Source organism: Streptomyces cynarae (genome assembly GCF_025642135.1).
Classification (GTDB): Bacteria; Actinomycetota; Actinomycetes; order Streptomycetales; family Streptomycetaceae; genus Streptomyces; species Streptomyces cynarae.
In genome coordinates this window covers 103,452-118,130 of record NZ_CP106793.1, presented here as the reverse complement: position 1 = coordinate 118,130, position 14,679 = coordinate 103,452, and the positions used below count along the sequence as shown (strand labels likewise).

Below are 14,679 nucleotides of genomic sequence, written 5' to 3'. Positions count from 1 at the left end.
CGACAGCCGCCGACACCGCCCATGGTGTTCCGCGTCCCGGAACAAGGAGTGGCCCATCACGGCGGTGATGTCTAAACCGGTGTACAACCGCCGCTTCCGCTTCCCTCTGGAGGTAACCCGTGTCGACCAGGCTCGACAACGCAAGCCCGGACACCGTGCCACCAGCGGTGGTAAAGGCAGCCGGCCTGCTGGCGGAGGCTGCCCGCACCGGGCTCTCCTGTCCGCCGGTGCGTACGCTGTTCGACGAAGGCGGCGATCTGGAGACCGCGTACGCCGTGCAGCAGCTGAACGTCCGGCGCGCCCAGGCCGTCGGCCGCCGGATCGTGGGCCGCAAGATCGGCCTCACTTCGGTGTCCGTGCAACGCCAACTGGGCGTGGACCAGCCCGATTTCGGGGCGCTGTTCGCCGATATGGCGGTGGCCGACGGCGGCCGGGTGCCGCCCGGACGGTTGCTGCAGCCCAAGGTGGAGGCCGAGGTCGCGCTGGTGCTGGGCCGCGATCTGCCGCACCGCGAGTGCACAGTGGTGGATGTGCTGCGCGCGGTCGACTTCGCACTGCCCGCTCTGGAGATCGTGGACAGCCGGGTACAGGGGTGGGACATCACCCTCGTCGACACGGTCGCCGACAACGCCTCCTGCGGCCTGTATGTCCTCGGCGGCACCCCGCTGTCGCTCACCGGCGTCGATCTGCGCGCCGTGACGATGACCATGACACGGAACGGCGAAACCGTCTCAGAGGGCAGCGGTGCCGACTGTCTCGGCAGCCCGCTCAACGCGGCCGTCTGGCTCGCCTCCGCCCTGGCCGAGCGGGGCGACCCGCTGCGCGCCGGAGACCTGGTGCTCACCGGAGCCCTGGGGCCGGTCGCTCCCGCCGTCCCCGGCGACCGGTTCGAGGCATCCATCAGCCACCTGGGCACCGTAGGTGTCGAGTTCACGAGTGAGAACGCAGCATGAGTACACGAACCAAGGTCGCCGTCATCGGCTCGGGCAACATCGGCACCGACCTGATGATCAAGGTGCTGCGGCTGTCGGAGACCCTGGACATCGCGGCGATGGCCGGCATCGACCGGGACTCCGACGGCCTGGCCCGCGCCCGTCGCCTGAAGGTGGCCACGACCCACGAGGGCGTCGAAGGACTCGTCCGGCTGGACGAGTTCGCAGATGTCGAGATCGTCTTCGACGCCACGTCGGCCGGCGCACACCGGCACCACGAGGACGTACTGCGCCCGCTCGGCCGTACCCTCGTCGACCTCACTCCGGCCGCGATCGGCCCGTACGTGGTGCCGCCCGTCAACGGCGACGTCCACATCGACGCACCGAACGTCAACATGGTCACCTGCGGCGGCCAGGCCACCATCCCGGTCGTCGCCGCGGTCGACTCCGTCACCCCCGTGCACTACGGCGAGATCGTCGCCTCCATCGCCTCCCGCTCCGCCGGCCCCGGCACCCGGGCGAACATCGACGAGTTCACCGAGACCACCGCTTCCGCCATCGAGCGGGTCGGCGGCGCCCGACGCGGCAAGGCGATCATCATCCTCAACCCGGCGGAACCCCCGCTGATCATGCGGGACACCGTGCACTGCCTGGTCTCCGACTGCGCCACCGAGTCCGTCGCGGCATCGGTCGAGGAGATGGTCGCGCGCGTGCAGGAGTACGTGCCCGGCTATCGGCTCAAGCAGAAGGTGCAGTTCGCGAAGGTGGCGGCCGACGACCCGCTGCGCACCCTCGCCCCCGGTGCGGGCGAGGTCCTCAAGGTCTCGGTCTTCCTGGAGGTCGAGGGCGCCGCCGACTACCTCCCGGCCTACGCAGGAAACCTCGACATCATGACCTCGGCCGCGCTGCGCACCGCGGAACGCATGGCCGCACACCGTGCCACGGAGGTGGCCTGAAGATGACCCGCCTGTACGTCCAAGACGTCACCCTGCGGGACGGCATGCACGCCGTCCGGCACCGCTACAGCGTCGACCAGGCCGGTACGATCGCCGCCGCCCTGGACGCCGCCGGGGTGACCGCCATCGAGATCGCCCACGGCGACGGTCTGGCCGGCTCCAGCATCAACTACGGCGTCGGCGCCCACACGGACTGGGAGTGGATCGAGGCGGTGGTGGGCGCCGTGCGCCGGGCCGTCCCCACGACTCTTCTCCTGCCCGGCATCGGAACGGTCAACGACCTCAAGCAGGCGCACTCCCTGGGCATCCGCTCGGTGCGCGTCGCCACGCACTGCACCGAGGCCGACATCTCCGCCCAGCACATCGCCGCCGCGCGGGAGCTGGGGATGGACGTCGCCGGCTTCCTGATGATGTCCCACATGGCCGAACCGGCCGAACTCGCCCGCCAGGCACGGCTCATGGAGTCGTACGGCGCTACTTGCGTCTACGTCACCGACTCCGGCGGCCGGCTCACCATGGACGGTGTACGCGACCGCTTCCGCGCCTACCGTGACGTCCTCGACCCGGCCACGGAGTTGGGCATCCACGCCCATCACAACCTCGCCCTGGGCGTGGCGAACACCGTCGTCGCCGTCGAGAGCGGCGCTGTCCGCGTCGACGCCTCGCTTGCCGGGCAGGGGGCAGGCGCGGGCAACTGCCCCCTGGAGGCTTTCGTCGCGGTGGCCGACCTGATGGGCTGGGAGCACGCCTGCGACCTGTTCCCGCTGATGGACGCCGCCGACGATCGCGTACGTCCGCTGCAGGACCGCGAGGTGCGGGTGGACCGCGAGACGCTCAGCCTCGGCTACGCGGGCGTGTACTCCAGCTTCCTGCGCCACGCCGAGACCGCCGCCGCGCGCTACGGCCTGGACACCCGCAGCATCCTCGTGGAGGCCGGTAGACGGCGCATGGTCGGCGGCCAGGAGGACATGATCACCGACATCGCGTTGGATCTGGCCGCGCGGGCGGAAACCGCTTCCTGACGCGCGGAGCCGAGGAGCGGCCGGTGCGCCGACGGTGCACCGGCCGCTCCTGCATGCACAGGGAGGGAGACCGGTCGGCGCGGGAGAAGGCCCGCCGGACGTCGACAGGAACTCCGGCACCGCTGACCGAGCTCGCGGCGCCTGACGCGGCTGCGGTCCTTCGCCACCTGGACGGGCATGATCGCCATTCGGAATCGCCGAACATCTGAGGTGGGACCCGGCGCGAGAAAGTGACCCAGGTCATAGGTGGCTACGCGGTCTGCTCGTCGAGTGCAGATCGGCACTACCTGAGATCTGATTTTGATTGGACCGCCTGTCGTCCGTGACGAATCGTAATTCGCAGCTGCCTGTTCAAAGTTGGGACGCGTGGTCGTTCTCGATGCAGGTCAAGCCGTCGTGCAGGCCCATCGCGCCCCAATGCCGCGCCGTCAGAGCAGGTTCCGGGGCTGAGCTCCACGCTGGCGCTGCGGTTCATCCGTTGCCCAGTCGCCGGAGCGCCGGCGGCTGATGCGGGAGTTCCTGCCGCTCCCTGCGCGCCGACCGCCGTCCGGGTCAACCATGCGTGGGCTCATTTCGTACCAGTCGCTCATCGATCTTCGCGTCGACAGGCTGTCGAACGCGCCACATACAAGATCGTTAGACGGAGGGGTGTTGGAGAGCGAGCCACCTCGGATTCGGACGCCGTTGACTGTCAGAGTCAGGGATCATCGTGGCCTTGTCGTGTGAGGGTCCTCGTCGGTTCCTGCTGTCGGCCGGGCGAGGATGCCGGTGGTGAGGTCGTCGAGGTTGTCGAGGACGAGCTGGGCGAGGTCCGCTCGGGCGTCCCTGGCCACCCACATGTCGAGTCCGACCCGGAATGCGGCGACCGCGGCCGCGGCGAGGAGCCTCGGGCGCCGGGCGCCGGGCGTCGTCGGCCTCGTGCAGGCGAGTCGCGGCGACGCGACGGAGGACCTGCTCGAAGCCGGAGAACACAGCCGCCGACCCGGCCTGCAGTGCTGGGGTGTCGGCGACGAGCCGGAGCCGAGCGAGTTCCCGCTCCGGCTCGGCGCGGTCAACATGCCCGCCAACGTCCGGGGCACCTACGTCGGCCACCCGTCGCTGTGGCCGGTGTGGGAGGCCATCGCCGAGCGCGGCCTGGTCGTCTTCCTGTATCCGCACGGGGTCACGGACCCCTGGTACCTCGACTACGGGCTGTGGAACTCCGTCGGCCAGACTGTCGAGGAGGCACGCGCCCTGTCTTCGATGATCTACGAGGGCCTGCTCGACCACCTGCCGACCCTGAAGATCGTCGTCTCCCACGGCGGCGGCTACCTGCCCCACTACTGCGGCCGCCTCGACCGCAACGTCCACAACATGCCCGACAGCGCCCGCAACATCACCCGCCGCCCGAGCGAGTATCTGCGCGACCTGTACTACGACACCTGCGTCTACGACCCCGAGGTGCTCCGCGCGCTCGTCGGCCGCGTCGGGGCCGACCGGCTCGTCCTGGGCAGCGACTACCCCATGGGCGACCCGGACCCGGTCGGCTTCATCGAACGCTGCCCAGGCCTGACCCCCGAACAGGTCACCACCATTAAGAGCTCGACCGGAGTCAGACTGCTGGGACTCGGTACAGAGGGGACTGAGCGCGTTTCCAGATGCTCTGGGCGGCAGGCGAGTTGAGACGTCCGTCCAGCGAGGTCGTGGTCGGCGTATGCCCGCTCACCGAGTTCGTCCGGACAATGGCGGTGGCCGCCTGGGTCGGAGCGGCGGCACGAACCCGTCCGGGGAGACCGTCACCGTAGGCGACGGGGATCGTGCGGGGGAGCGCATGCAGTCGTGGTGGGCCGGGGAGGTGGGGCCGACGACGGTGACGCCGCGCGCGACATGCGGGCTGACCGCCCAGGGATCCGGCCACTCCCGCCGCTCCGTGTGCCAGAAGCACCGGCGACCACCGCGAGGGCGTGTCATCGCCGGGGTGTGCTGTCCCGCAGGACGACGTTCGTGGAGATCGGTACGATCCGCGTGGCATCGTCGTCGGAGAGCGCGAGTTCCATCGCGCAGAGCCCGACCTGGTGCAGAGGTACGGTCACGGTGGTCAGCGCCGGGTGGACGTCCACCGCTGGGCCGATGTCGTCGAAGCCGGCGACGGCGACGTCCTGGCCGGGGACCAGCCCGGCGTCGCGGAAGGCGGTCATGACGCCGATCGCCATGACGTCGTTGACGGCGAAGACGAGTTCGGTGCCGGCCAGGCCCCTCCGGACGAGCTCGCGGCCCGCCGCACAACCGCCTCGGCGGCTGAACTCGGCTTCGACCACGAACCGCTCGTCCACGTCGATGTTCAACTCGCGAAGGCCCTCCACGAAGCCATCGCACCGGTCACGGGACGTCTTGAGTGCGACGCCTGCGCGGACCACCGCGAACCGCCGGTAGCCGAGGCCGACCAGCGCGCGGGCGAGCTGCCGCGCTCCACCGTAGTTGTCGATGCTGACGGTGTGGAACGGCAGGTCGTGCCGGCTGATCAGGACCACGCTGCCGCCCGCTTCCCGGTAGGCGTCGAGCTCCTCGACGAGGGGTGCGCGGGTGTCGGTGCCGTCGATGCGGCTGCCGGTCAGGATGATGGCGCGGGGCCGCATGCCGCGCAGGGTCTTGACGATCTGGAGTTCCCGTTCGGGGGAGCGGTCCGCGACCGCCATGGTGACGATGAGTCCGGCGGCCTCCGCCGCCTGCGTCACCCCTCCCGCGATGGAGGAGAAGTACGGGTCGTCGACACCGTTGACGACCAGCGCGGCGGTGTTGGTCGATCCCCGCGCGATCGCCTGGGCGGACAGGTGCGGCGTGTAGTCGAGCTCAGCGGCTGCGGCGAGCACACGTGCGGCGTTCTCCTGCCGGACGTTCCGGATGCTGCCGTTGAGCACGCGCGACGCGGTGGCCTGCGAGACACCCGCCGCCCGCGCCACATCACGCAGGGTCGCTTGACGCTCCCCGGATACGGCCTTCCCGCGGGGGGGCGGAGGCGCTGCCGACCCATCTTCCATGCCGCACATTGTGCACCGAGCCGCACAGCGCCTTGGAGTGTGGGGTGATCACGGAAGGTCACTCCGCAGCAGAACGCTCGCGCCTTCGGATACACCGCCGAGAGTCGCGCGCCGTTGCGGAACCGCGATCGACGAAACCGTCCGCGTCCCGTAGAGGGCCGGTCACGGATATCCTCGGAACCGTCCACGGCGGCTCGTCTCGTGATGCGGGGAGGGAACGGCACGATGCCTCATCCAGCCAGACCGACCGTCACTCTGCGTGATGTGGCGGCGGCCGCCGGTGTGTCGGTACCGACTGCGTCACGAGTCCTGGGCGGCAGCTCCCGGACGGTCGCGGCGGAATACCGGCAGCGGGTCCTTGCCGCCGCGGCTGCGCTGCGCTACACCGCCGACGCCTCGGCCCGGGCGATGCGGCGCGCGAACGACTCGATCGCTGTCGTCGGCGACGACCTCACGACCCCGTCGATGGGAATGGTCGCCGCGGCGATGGAACGGCAGGCGCGCGACGCCGGGGCGTTCGTGACCGTCTCGTCGACCCACGGCACCGCCGAGCGCCAGCTGGAAACCGTCCGGCTGCAGCGTGCCCTCCGGCCCCGTGCGCTCATCCTGACCTCCAGCCGCCTCGACGCGAACGCCCTGGGCGGGCGCCTGCTCGACGAGCTGCTCGGCTACGAACGCGACGGCGGCCGGGTCGTGATCGTCGGCGACACCGACATGCCGTTCGACTCCATCAGCTTCGACAACCACGGCTCGGCAAAGGAACTCGCCCATCACATCGCCGGGTGGGGGCATCGGCACGTGACGATCCTGGCTGGCGCCCGCGGGCGGGGGAACGTCTCCGCCCGCACCGCCGGCTTCATGGCCGGGCTCCACGACGGCGGCGTCGAGGAGCGGCACATCCGGATCTCGCATTGTGCGGTGAGCCGCCAAGGGGGATTCGACGCGGCGCAGAGGCTGGTCGCCGAAGGGCTGGAGCCACCCCATGCGGTGCTCGCCGCCAACGACACCATCGCCATCGGTGCGATGTCCGCCTTCCGGGCTGCCGGGGTGGCGGTGCCGGCGGACGTCTCACTGACCGGTTTCGACGACATCGAACTCGCGACCGATGTGACACCGCGGCTGACGACCGTGTCGTTGCCGCTGGCGCAGGCGGGTGCCGAGGCGGTCCGCCTCGCACTCACGGCTCGTGCGGAAGCAGAGCAGTTGATGATGCGCGGGCAGGTCGTGGTGCGCGACAGCACGGCGATCCGCGTGGCCTGAACCGCCCCTCAGCCGACCGCGCGGCCGGTGGAGGGCAGTCGACGCACCGAGGACCCCCAGGCACCGTCGCGCAAACGCTTGACGCTTTCGATCACAGAGGGCCAGACTGCGCGCGGAATACGATTTCCCGGCCGGTTCCGAGTGCAGACGTGAGGGCTTTCGGCAAACGCCAGCGGTTGCCCGACCTGCCCCCGGCACCCCCGTGGGGATCGATGTGCAGTCGACCGATCAAACCCAGTACGAGTACGACCACCCCAGCTTTCGTGGGCCCCTGCCGGACGTTCGGTCCCACGCAAGAGGGCCCGGGGCCGCGTTTCAGTGCAACTCACACCCGCACCTCCTCCAAGGAAGACGCCCGTGCACAATGCTTTGAGCCTGCCTGACAGGCACACCAGACGGTTGGCGGCCATGGCCGCCCTGCTCCTCGGACTGGCCCTGCTGACCGGCCGAGCAGTGTCGCCCGCGTACGCCGCGACCAACACGGCGATCACCGTGGACGGCACCAGCAGCGGCCGCACCTTCGACGGTGTCGGCGCGCTCAGCGGCGGCGGCGGCAACACCCGCCTGCTGGTCGACTACCCGGCCACCCAGCGAAGCCAGATCCTGGACTACCTGTTCAAGCCCGGTTACGGCGCGGCGCTGCAAATCCTCAAGGTCGAGATCGGCGGCGACACCAACTCGACCGATGGCTCCGAGGCCAGCTTCGAGCACTCAAAGGGCAACATCGACTGCAACGCCGGCTACGAGTGGTGGGTGATGGAGCAGGCCAAAGCCCGTAACCCCAACATCAAGCTGTTCGCCCTGGCCTGGGGCGCCCCCGGCTGGATCGGCAACGGCAACTTCTACTCGACGGACGGGATCAACTACCTGATCGACTGGCTGGGCTGTGCCAAGCAGCACGGCCTGAGCATCGACTACATCGGCGGCCTGAACGAGAAGACGTACAGCGCCTCCTTCTACGAGCAGCTCAAGTCGGCCCTGAGGGCGAACGGCTACACCTCGGCCAGGCTGGTCGGCAGCGATGAGACCAACTGGAACATCGCCACGGCCATGAAGACCGACAGCGCCCTGAACAACGCCGTGGACATCGTCGGCGCGCACTACCCCTGCACGTACGCGTCCGCGATGACCAGCTGCTCCTCCTCCGCAGACGCCCAGTCGCTGGGCAAGCAGCTCTGGGCCAGCGAGAACGGCTCGGAGAACGCCGAAACCGGGGCGGCCCCGGTCGCCCGCGCCATCAACCGCGGCTACCTCGACGCCAAGTTGAGCGCGTACATCAACTGGCCCATGCTGGCCTCCGACTACCAGAACCTCTACTTCCACGACCAGGGCCTGGTCACCGCGAACCAGCCGTGGTCCGGTGCCTACAGCGTCTCCCGCACCGCCTGGTCCATCGCCCAAACCACGCAGTTCACCTCGCCCGGCTGGAAGTACCTCGACAGCGCCTCCGGCTACCTCGGCGGCGACCGCGCCAACGGCAGCTACGTCAGCTACGCAGCGCCCGACAAGAGCGCCTGGAGCACCGTCTTCGAGACCATGGACGCCACCGCGTCCCAGACGGTCACCCTGAACGTGGCCGGCGGCCTGCCCGGCGGCACCCTGCACGTGTGGTCCACCGATCTCTCGCAGCCCGGCGGCGCCACCCCCCACATGGTGCAGAACAGTGACCTGACCGCCACCAACGGCACGTACAGCCTCACCCTGGACCCCGGTCACGTCTACACCGTGACCACCACCACCGGTCAGGGTGCCGGCACGGTCACCTCACCCGCCCGCAACCGGCTCGTCATGCCGTACTCGGACTCCTTCGCCGGCTACAGCACCGGGCAGGAGGCGAAGTACTTCGCCTCCATGAACGGCGCCTTCCAGGCCGCCCCCTGCACCGGGGGCCGCACCGGCCAGTGCCTGCGCCAGACCGCACCGCAGAAGCCGATCATCTGGTGGTACCCGGCCACGAACGCCACCCAGCCCTACACCATCATGGGTGACGTCGGCTGGAGCAACTACACGGTCAGCTCCGACGTCCTGCTGGAGAAGAGCGGCAGCTCCGCAGAGCTCCTCGGCCGTGTCGGCACCCAGACGAAGTTCAGCGCCGGGGGGATGAACGCCTACCACCTGCGCCTGTCCGACACCGGAGCCTGGTCGCTGCTGAAGACCGACACCAACGGCACCAACGCGTGGAACTGGACCACCCTGGCCAGCGGTACCGTCACCGCGCCCGGCACGGGCACCTGGCACAACCTCTCCCTGACCTTCCAGGACAGCACCATCATCGCCAAGATCGACGGGAACACCGTCGGCACAGTCACCGACACAAGCTACGGTGCGGGCCTGGTCGGCCTGGGCACGGCCGGCTACTACCCCGTCGAATACTCCGACTTCTCCGTCACCCACGAACCGGTCAGCGACCTGTCCGGCACCTACAAGATCGTCAGCGTCAGCAGTGGCAAGGTGCTCACCGCCTACAACGGTGGAACCAGCGACGGCACACCCGTCGTCCAGAAGACCGACGCGAACAGCGGCAGCCAGCAGTGGAAGCTGGCCTACACCAGCGCCGGCTACCTCACCGTCACAGGTGTCACCAGCGGCAAGGCCCTCGACATCAACGCCGCGTCCACCTGGCCCGGCGCCCAGTTGCAGCTGGGGACCCCCAGCGGGAGCGTCAGCCAGCAGTGGCTGATCGCCCCGGCCGGCAGCGGCACCTACACCATCGAGTCCCGTTCGAACGGGTACAAGGTCGACGTGTACCAAGCCGGGACCACCGACAACACCCCCATCGACCAGTGGTTCACGAACGGCAGCAGCAACCAGCGATGGAAGCTGGTGAAGGTGGCCTGACCGACTGAGCACCTCTCGGCAACGGCTCGATTCGCCCGTTGCCGAGAGCACCCGGCGAAGCCCACGGGCGAGGCAGGCCGGACCTCCCCGCCGCCTGCCCCGCCCGTGCACCGGGACGTGGAGCTCGCCCCCTTGACGACCAGGCCCTGCCTGGACTCGCCGCCGCAGGGTCCGCCTCGCGCACGAACGGGAGAGGCTGCCTCGGACGAGATCCCCTTGTACTACAGCCGCTTGGTTGCCGCGGCCGGCCGAGTCGCCGCCGAGGGCCCCGTTGACCTGCCGTTCGTCTTCCGGCGGAGTCCTGCACATCGCTGACGCGTTCATCAGCTCGAAACCTTGACTCACTCTCTCAACGCTGGGCACACTGCGCGGAATACGATTTCCCAAGCGGCCTGAGGGACAAGCATGAGGATGCTCGGCGAACTTCAGTGGTCGCGCGGCATTGCTCAGAACGGGCGCCACGCCCAGCTGGAGCCGCCGAGCCCGGTCCCCGATGTGGTCCGGCCAGGCGAATCCGCAGACATGCCGTCGCGCACCCCTTGGTGGACCCACCGCGCGGCCCCGAAAGACCGGCGTCCCGAGCCGTTACACGACGTCGCGGCAACAGGCGGCACGACAGGAGCCGGTACCTCACCACCAGCGACGACAAGAAGAGGACGATGACCGTCAACCGAAGACTCGTGTCACGAGCGACAGCGGCCGCACTGTGCGTGCTGGCCGTCGTGCTCGCGTCGATCGTGCTCATCCCCGCGCAGCGGGCCTACGCCGCGGGCACCACGTATTACGTGAGCACGAGCGGCAACGACAGCAACGCCGGAACCAGCAGCAGCGCTCCTTGGCGCTCACTGACCAAGGTGAACTCGACGACGTTCCAGCCCGGCGACGTCATTCGCTTCGAGGCCGGTGACAGCTGGACAGGGCAGCTGTGGCCGAAGGGATCCGGCACCGACGGGGCACCGATCTCCATCGACAGCTACGGAACGGGTGCCAAGCCGAAGATCGCCGGCCAGGGCACCGTCGGCGACGCGGTGCGGCTGAACAACCAGCAGTACTGGGAGATCCGCAACCTCGACGTGTCGAACGAGGTACCCACGGGCACGACGGACGGTTCGAAACTCGGCGACTTCCGCGGCATCGGCGTGCACGGCGACAACGGCCAGACCCTGCACCACTTCGTGATCGACTCGGTCGACGTGCACGATGTCACCGGCGAGGTCAAGTGGGTCGGCGGCAGCACGGCCAACAACAAGCCGGGCATCACCTTCCAACAGGGCTGGGACCGTTCGAAGGACACCGGCGGCATCGCCTTCCTCACCGGCGTCCAGGACATCACCGCGCCCGGCGCCCCCACGGTGCTCGACGACATCACCGTGGAGAACTCCACCATCAAGAACACCTCGTTCGCGGGGATCGTCACGAAGCAGTACGCCGGTGACGCGCCCGGTGCCGTCTACACCGGCTGGGGCAAGCGCGCCACGGCCACCGACCCCAACTACAACCCGTACACCAACGTCACGTTCCGCGGCAACTACATCACTCAGTCGAACACCCCCTACGGTTGCAACGGCATCTACCTCACCGGCGTCCGGGACGGACTCGTCGAGGGCAACGTGATCGACCGGGTCGGCGTCTCCGGTGTCGAGACCAACATGGCCGACAGCGTCACCGTCCAGCACAACGAGATCATGGGCACCCACCTCTCGTCGGGCGGTGCTGACCAGAATGGCCTGGACCCCGACATCGGCACCACGAACCAGCTGTTCCAGTACAACTACCTCCACGACAACGGCGACGGCATCCTGCTCTGCGCGTGCAACACCGCGGTCAAGTTCGGCAGCGTGGTGGTCCGCTACAACGTCGTGACCGGCACCTCCCGGTGGAACCTGAACATGAGTCAGGGCGCGACGGGCGCTGTCGCGAACCTCTACAACAACACCTTCTACAACGCCGCTTCGACGATCATGGTGACCGGCGGTGTTGCGGGCACGGCGACGCTGACCAACAACCTGTTCGACTCCGTACCGAACTCGCCCCAGTTCCTTCAGCAGTCGACCATCACCTACCGCAACAACGGGTACTCGTCCAACCTGACCACCGTGCCCACGTCCGACGCGACGCGCAAGGTCGGGAGCCCGATGCTCGTCAATCCGTCCGTCACAGGGCCCTACGGCGACGTGAACGGCCCGAGGTTCGACACGGCGGCGAACTTCGCGCTCCAGTCCGGTTCGCCGTTCGTCGACGCCGGTGCCACCGTCACCGGCAACGGCGGCCTCGACTTCGCCGGGGCTCCTGTGCCGATCGGGAACGGTCCGGAGATCGGTGCCTTCGAACGCGGGGCGCCCGACATCGCGTTCACGGACACGTTCGACAACCTGGCGACCGGCGTGCTCACCAACGGGACCAACGGTTGGCGAGTCATCTCGACCAACAACGACATCTCCGTGGTGGAGACGCCGTCCGCCACCGACAAGAGCGTCCGGCTGACCCGCACCGTCGATGGCGGCGGCACCGACGGGACCAACCTCGCCCGGCTATTCAGCACCCCGCTGCAGGGCCTGGTGACCATCGAGGCGCAGGTGATGCGCAACGACACGCAGGCGGGCTGGTTCGGGTTGCCCTACGTGTACAACTCCAGCGGCACCCAGGCGGTCAGCGTCGCGTTCGCCCGCGGCCAGATCCACGCGTATCAGGGAACCACGGACTCTGTGGTCGGTACGTACACGAATGGCAAGTGGTACCGGGTCACGCTGACGGTGGACACCGTGAACCAGAGCTTCGACCTGGACATAGACGGCCGGCGCGTGCTGACCGATGCCGCGTTCCGTACCTCGATGCCGGGGATCGCGAAGATCGCCTGGTACTCGAACGGGGGTGAGCGCGGGTCGGTTTACGTGGACGACGTGCGGATCGCGCGCGGCTCCGCATACGGCCAGTGACAGCCGGACAAAATCAGCAGTGGGGCCTCAGTGCGCTGACGTCCTGAAAAAGGCAATCAGCTCTGCCGGGCCGATATCGGCCCGGCAGAGCTGATTGCCGCACTGTTCAGCGTAGTGAAATCTGCTGCAGCCTGGCGCTTACCACCGGCACATAGAATGTGGTAATACCGGCCATGTTGGGGTGCGTTCCCGATCCGTCTGTACCAGGAAAACCGTTGACCAGATCGTCGAATGTGTATTTCACCCGCTGGCCATCATCGCGGGTGTCGAACGTGGTCTCCCCGAAAACGTCGGCAATGGCGACATCCGACTGGCGACAGGCCTGCAAGGTCACCTTGCGCAGAGCCATCTGAGTGTCCCAGTCCCTCGAGCCGAGTTTGTGGGCGGCGACGTACACGATGCGAGCGGTCGGCCATTTCCGCTTCATCGTGTTCAGTGTCCTCTCCAGTTCTTCCGCGTAGGTGCCCACGTCGTACGCCCGATCCCGGAAGATCGACTGTGCGTCGTTGGTGCCCCCGTCGAAGATGACGAAGTCCGGCGCGATGTCGGTCGCCTCCTCGACCTGGGCAAGTATCTGCCCACCGGAAGCATGTGGGTCGGCGCCAATGGTGGCGCCGTTCCGGGCGAACTTGGTGAGGGTCATGCTCTCTTGCTCGGCGACGAGGTCCGCAAAACTGCGCGGATACACGTGTCCGTACACAATGCTGTCGCCAAAGGCATAGACACTCCTGCCCGCCAACCCGTTGTCCACATCATCCTCCCTGCACTCCGCTATTTCAGGCCTGATTCTAGGCAGAACATTGACTTGGTGGGTGAGGAGCGCGTAAATTGAGAGAGATGGAAAGCGCTTACTGTCACGAAATGGAAATGCGCACACGCATGACTGCAACCAAGGCTGAACTGCCCGGGGGCGTCGCCATCTCGCATCTGTCGGTGTACGACTGGCCCGCCGCCGACGGGGCGTGCGGGGGTACCCCTCATATGCACCTGGCGTGTTCAGAGGCTTACGTCGTCACCGGCGGCCGCGGGGCTGTGCAGACGCTGACGGCGTCCGGGTACGAGGTCACTCCGCTCGAGGCCGGTACCCTCGCCTGGTTCACGCCCGGCACCATCCACCGTCTGGTCAACGAGGGCGATCTCCGGATCACTGTTCTGATGCAGAACAGTGGGCTGCCGGAGGCGGGTGACGCCGTCCTGACGCTGCCCCCGGAGTACTTGACCGATCCGGAGACGTACACGCGTGCCACCGTCATCCCGGCCGACGCACCCGAGGAGGAGCAGGAGCGCGTGGCCCGGGCCCGTCGGGACCTCGCGATGGAGGGCTTCCGGGCCTTGCGCGAGGCTGAGGGGCCGCAGGCCTTGGCCGCGTTCCACCGGGCCGCCGCGGCGCTCGTACGGCCGCGCATCGCCGAGTGGCGCGAGCGGTGGCGACGGGGTGCCGAGGCCGCCGCCGCGGCTACCGGGGTGCAGCTCGACGCGCTGGAACGGGGGGAGTACCCCCACCTCGCGGATGCCGTCGTACGGTCAGAACGGCCTGCTGCTCGCGGGAAGTTCGGGATGTGCGGACGGCTGGACGTCTACGAGAATTGATGCCGATGCGGGCCCGAGGCCTTGCGGTGCGCCCCGCCGTGCCGGCTCGCCCGGAAAGCCGGCCGGACGGCAGCGCGGGCAGAGGGGACGGACATGGTCCACCTCCTCCGCGCCGACTCTGGTGGCGG

At 68.5% G+C, this 14,679-nt stretch carries 11 protein-coding genes; 8 read left to right on the top strand and 3 right to left on the bottom strand.

From position 1 onward, the window contains the following. Positions 1–119: 119 nt before the first annotated feature. The 3 genes from N8I84_RS00605 to dmpG are packed head-to-tail and all read left to right on the top strand — an operon-like array spanning position 120 to position 2,910. Positions 120–953 (top strand): 2-keto-4-pentenoate hydratase, encoded by an 834-nt coding sequence (locus N8I84_RS00605; RefSeq protein ID WP_263227334.1) that lies wholly within the window; start codon positions 120–122, stop codon positions 951–953. After that, positions 950–1,888, top strand: a complete 939-nt coding sequence (locus N8I84_RS00600; RefSeq protein ID WP_263227332.1) for an acetaldehyde dehydrogenase (acetylating) — start codon at positions 950–952, stop codon at positions 1,886–1,888. Before N8I84_RS00605 ends, N8I84_RS00600 begins: the two co-directional genes overlap by 4 nt. Positions 1,889–1,890: 2 nt before the next feature. Then, positions 1,891–2,910: a 4-hydroxy-2-oxovalerate aldolase gene (dmpG, locus tag N8I84_RS00595; protein ID WP_263227331.1), complete on the top strand. Its 1,020-nt coding sequence runs from the start codon at positions 1,891–1,893 to the stop codon at positions 2,908–2,910. Positions 2,911–3,614: 704 nt separating this feature from the next. Here the strand turns inward: dmpG and N8I84_RS00590 are convergent. Continuing rightward, complete coding sequence (locus tag N8I84_RS00590) at positions 3,615–3,749, bottom strand: hypothetical protein (protein ID WP_263227329.1); 135 nt, start codon at positions 3,747–3,749, stop codon at positions 3,615–3,617. Here N8I84_RS00590 and N8I84_RS00585 point away from each other — a divergent pair. Next, entirely contained in the window at positions 3,748–4,572 is an 825-nt protein-coding gene (locus N8I84_RS00585) for an amidohydrolase family protein (protein ID WP_263227327.1), read from the top strand. The two genes, N8I84_RS00590 and N8I84_RS00585, sit on opposite strands and share 2 nt — an antisense overlap. A gap of 284 nt (positions 4,573–4,856) precedes the next feature. On the opposite strand, the gene N8I84_RS00580 is transcribed toward N8I84_RS00585, so the two are convergent. Further along, a complete protein-coding gene (locus tag N8I84_RS00580) occupies positions 4,857–5,849 on the bottom strand; it encodes a LacI family DNA-binding transcriptional regulator (protein WP_263227326.1) in 993 nt (330 codons plus the stop codon). Positions 5,850–6,152: 303 nt separating this feature from the next. On the opposite strand from N8I84_RS00580, the gene N8I84_RS00575 reads away from it, so the two are divergent. From N8I84_RS00575 to N8I84_RS00565, 3 genes are all read left to right on the top strand, one after another. Further along, complete coding sequence (locus tag N8I84_RS00575; protein WP_263227324.1) at positions 6,153–7,187, top strand: LacI family DNA-binding transcriptional regulator; 1,035 nt, start codon at positions 6,153–6,155, stop codon at positions 7,185–7,187. Between the two features lie 408 nt (positions 7,188–7,595). Next, positions 7,596–10,025, top strand: coding sequence for an RICIN domain-containing protein (locus N8I84_RS00570; protein WP_263227323.1), 2,430 nt, complete (start codon positions 7,596–7,598; stop codon positions 10,023–10,025). A gap of 659 nt (positions 10,026–10,684) precedes the next feature. Further along, positions 10,685–12,961, top strand: a complete 2,277-nt coding sequence (locus tag N8I84_RS00565) for a right-handed parallel beta-helix repeat-containing protein (RefSeq protein WP_263227321.1) — start codon at positions 10,685–10,687, stop codon at positions 12,959–12,961. A gap of 106 nt (positions 12,962–13,067) precedes the next feature. Here N8I84_RS00565 and N8I84_RS00560 read toward each other — a convergent pair whose 3' ends face one another. Then, positions 13,068–13,712 carry an SGNH/GDSL hydrolase family protein gene (locus tag N8I84_RS00560; RefSeq protein ID WP_263227319.1) on the bottom strand — a complete coding sequence of 215 codons (645 nt, stop codon included), beginning with the start codon at positions 13,710–13,712 and terminating at the stop codon, positions 13,068–13,070. A 128-nt stretch (positions 13,713–13,840) separates the two neighbouring features. Between N8I84_RS00560 and N8I84_RS00555 the strand changes: the two genes are divergently transcribed. Continuing rightward, the gene (locus N8I84_RS00555) at positions 13,841–14,551 is read left to right on the top strand and encodes a cupin domain-containing protein (RefSeq protein ID WP_263227318.1); all 711 of its coding nucleotides are present in this window, start codon (positions 13,841–13,843) and stop codon (positions 14,549–14,551) included. The last annotated feature ends 128 nt before the right edge of the window (positions 14,552–14,679 follow it).

Coding starts and splice junctions, on each gene's coding strand:
- N8I84_RS00575 (WP_263227324.1), top strand. CDS start 6,153: ATGCCTCATCCAGCCAGACCGACCGTCACTCTGCGTGATGTGGCGGCG.
- N8I84_RS00600 (WP_263227332.1), top strand. CDS start 950: ATGAGTACACGAACCAAGGTCGCCGTCATCGGCTCGGGCAACATCGGC.
- N8I84_RS00555 (WP_263227318.1), top strand. CDS start 13,841: ATGACTGCAACCAAGGCTGAACTGCCCGGGGGCGTCGCCATCTCGCAT.
- dmpG (WP_263227331.1), top strand. CDS start 1,891: ATGACCCGCCTGTACGTCCAAGACGTCACCCTGCGGGACGGCATGCAC.
- N8I84_RS00565 (WP_263227321.1), top strand. CDS start 10,685: ATGACCGTCAACCGAAGACTCGTGTCACGAGCGACAGCGGCCGCACTG.
- N8I84_RS00570 (WP_263227323.1), top strand. CDS start 7,596: ATGGCCGCCCTGCTCCTCGGACTGGCCCTGCTGACCGGCCGAGCAGTG.
- N8I84_RS00590 (WP_263227329.1), bottom strand. CDS start 3,749: ATGTGGGTGGCCAGGGACGCCCGAGCGGACCTCGCCCAGCTCGTCCTC.
- N8I84_RS00585 (WP_263227327.1), top strand. CDS start 3,748: ATGTCGAGTCCGACCCGGAATGCGGCGACCGCGGCCGCGGCGAGGAGC.